The 2,590-nt window shown below is 64.1% G+C and carries 2 protein-coding genes and 3 tRNA genes; all 5 read right to left on the bottom strand.

All coding sequences use genetic code 11. The features are described from left to right. On the bottom strand, nt 1-575 hold a 575-nt coding region (locus tag ACHFFR_RS06120; RefSeq protein WP_394263383.1), incomplete at its 3' end, for a peptidoglycan bridge formation glycyltransferase FemA/FemB family protein. A gap of 108 nt (nt 576-683) precedes the next feature. Beyond that, entirely contained in the window at nt 684-1,925 is a 1,242-nt protein-coding gene (locus ACHFFR_RS06115) for an ATP-grasp domain-containing protein (protein ID WP_394263382.1), read from the bottom strand. Nucleotides 1,926-2,149: 224 nt separating this feature from the next. Further along, nucleotides 2,150-2,223: transfer RNA gene (locus tag ACHFFR_RS06110), tRNA-Asp, on the bottom strand. A gap of 117 nt (nt 2,224-2,340) precedes the next feature. Next, nucleotides 2,341-2,416, bottom strand: a tRNA-Phe gene (locus ACHFFR_RS06105). 41 nt (nt 2,417-2,457) lie between these two features. Continuing rightward, a tRNA-Asp gene (locus ACHFFR_RS06100) sits at nt 2,458-2,531 on the bottom strand. Nucleotides 2,532-2,590: the final 59 nt, after the last annotated feature.

Here is a 2,590-nt window from a genome sequence, read left to right as displayed (position 1 = left end):
CCGTTCGTGCCCTTGCGGTTAAACGCCGTGCGCACCTGCTGCCCGGTGGACTTGTGGGCGGTGGCGAAATCCATGCCGTCGATGTTCTTCACGTACATGAAGCGCGCGGAGATGTCGGGGCGGTCGAAGAAGTCAAGCATGACGCGATGCCCGCCAAGCTCCTCAATGAGCCGATCCAGGTTCTGGGCCGCGGCGGTCTCGTCACCCGGGGTGAGGTCGTCGTAATGCCGGCGAATCATCGGCGGCGTCACGCGTACCGACAGCATCGTGCGATCGCGCTTGGCGACGTCGAGCAGGCCCTCGTAAAACGTGCGCTCGGCCTCGGGGCTGTGCTCCTCGAACGTGGGGCCGTAGACGATTTTGGCGCGCTTGAAAACGCGCTTCCACGGCTCCGAAATCACGACCGCGGCGGCGAGGAGGCGTTCGGGATCGCCGTCGACGACGCCCACGAGCGCAACGTCCGCGCCTTGAGCCTTGCGGGTGGCCACGTATTCGGGCAGCTGAGTAAAGGACATTCGCTCCTGGCGCTCGGCGAATGATGCGTAGGCCGATTCCGTGAGCTGGACGAATCTCATATCTTCTCCTCGTGTGTGCGGGGCAACTCTACCCGCGTGTGGCGCGTGCCGTGGGTCGGCGGCCTGTGACGTTGGTGGCTGTGGCGTTGGTGGCTGTGGGCAGCCGTGCTAGAAGCCCGTGTGCGTGAGCTTGGGATAGTAGGTGCGGGTGCGCCGCAGGTGGTTGATACCCGAGGCGATGCGGAAGAGCGTGCGCTTGGGGTGGCGGTCCGCGGGGTAGTCGAGCGGGTCGACGGCGTTGCGCCTCAACGGCTTGACTCTCTCCCACAGCTGCGGGTCGGCGATGTAGTGCGGCCTGGCGAGGAGCTTGGGCATGAGCGCGAACATGCCCTCGTGCTGGAGCGTTTGGCGGCCGGAATCGGCAAGCGAGAGGCCGGCCATGTCGTCGAGCAGCGCCTTCGCGAGGTTGATCCCGCCCACCTTGAGGTAGTAGTTGCCGCGGCCGATGCGCGGGTTGAGGTCGAGCCAGTAGGGCTCGGAATCGCGGGCGTCGTACTTGGCATCCATGGAGAAGAAGCCGCGCAGGCCGACGTCGTGGACGATGCGGGCGGCCTGCTCGATAAGCTGCGCGTTCTCGCGCACGTAAATAATACCGGCGTTGCCGATGAGCGACGGTTCGTGAATGCCGAGGAGGACCTGGCCGGTGCCGATCGCGGTGATCTCTCCGTGCCTGTTGACGTAGCCGTTGATGACCCATTGCGTGGTGTCGTCGCCGGGGATGAGCTCTTGGACGACGAGGCTCATCTGGCCGCCGGCGTCGGCGATTCGCGTGAAGTACTCGCGAGCCGTGGCGTGGGAGTCGAAGGTTGCGACCTTTTGCAGGCCGGTGCGGCGGAAGCGCACCTGATCGCCGCCGATCGTGGGCTTGGCAATGAGGGGTGCGCGCAGGTCGACGATGGCGTCCCAGGTGGTGGCGCTCGCGATGTCCACGTTGACGTGCCTCGGCACCGAGTAGCCGAGGCCAGTGATGAGCTCGGCCATCGCGTCCTTGTTATTCGCGAGGTCGAGCACCGAGCGGTCGGACAGCGGCAGGAACCAGCGGGGCTCCAGCTCGTCGCGGTGGGCCATCGCGATGTTGAGTACGTTGTCTTCGTTGCCAAGGAGGACGGGGGTCAGGTCTGGGAACTCGTCGGCGATCTCATGGAAGAGAGGCAGGAGCACCTTGGGGTCGTAGAACGTTTCGCGCGGCACGAGGCGTACGTCTACGATCTTTGAATTGTCGACCGGCCCGCGCATGAACTGGGCAATCGCTAGCGTCTTGACGCCGAAGGTCTCGTGAAAGAGCCGCGCGATTGAATAATCGGCCACATCAGAGCCGAAAGCCACGGGAAGAATCTTGGGTGTTGGCATGGGGCAAGTCTACGGCGTGGCGTAGCCAGAGCGAGGGATGTATGCGTTGAGCTTCTGACGCCTCCGCTGTGGGGCAGGCAAGCTTCGCGCTGGTCTCCCCGTGACCGCGCTGCCGCCCGCGGCGGTCACGCTACTTTCTCATAGGCCCACTCGCTGACACGCGGCCAGCAATGAGGGGTGCCACCAATAGAAAAACACCCGGTGGAAACCGGGCGTTTTCTCTGCGACCCTGACGGGACTTGAACCCGCGACCTCCGCCGTGACAGGGCGGCGCGCTAACCAACTGCGCTACAGGGCCAGAGTCGCAATCGTAACAGGAAGTTTCCCAAATGCCGAAACGGAGCGGGCGCCAGATCTGCGCCCTCGCAATGCGCACTCGTCAGATACGACGAGACCCCCGCTTTCGCGAGGGTCTTGGTGGCTCCGACCGGCGTCGATCCGGTGACCTTTCGATTTTCAGTCGAACGCTCTACCAACTGAGCTACAGAGCCTGAGTAGAAAAATGCCCGGTGGAAACCGGGCGATTTCTCTGCGACCCTGACGGGACTTGAACCCGCGACCTCCGCCGTGACAGGGCGGCGCGCTAACCAACTGCGCTACAGGGCCAGATTTGGTATTTCTACCCGCTTCTGGTGAAGCAGTACCCCCAACGGGATTCGAACCCG

The organism is Trueperella sp. (assembly GCF_043424875.1).
In the GTDB taxonomy this organism is placed as follows: domain Bacteria; phylum Actinomycetota; class Actinomycetes; order Actinomycetales; family Actinomycetaceae; genus Trueperella.
The sequence above is the reverse complement of the archived record's forward strand: the minus strand, read 5'-3'. Positions and strand labels throughout refer to the sequence as shown.

Bases quoted from the DNA above. Each gene is read 5' to 3' on its own strand.
- ACHFFR_RS06115 (WP_394263382.1), bottom strand. From the start codon at position 1,925: ATGCCAACACCCAAGATTCTTCCCGTGGCTTTCGGCTCTGATGTGGCC.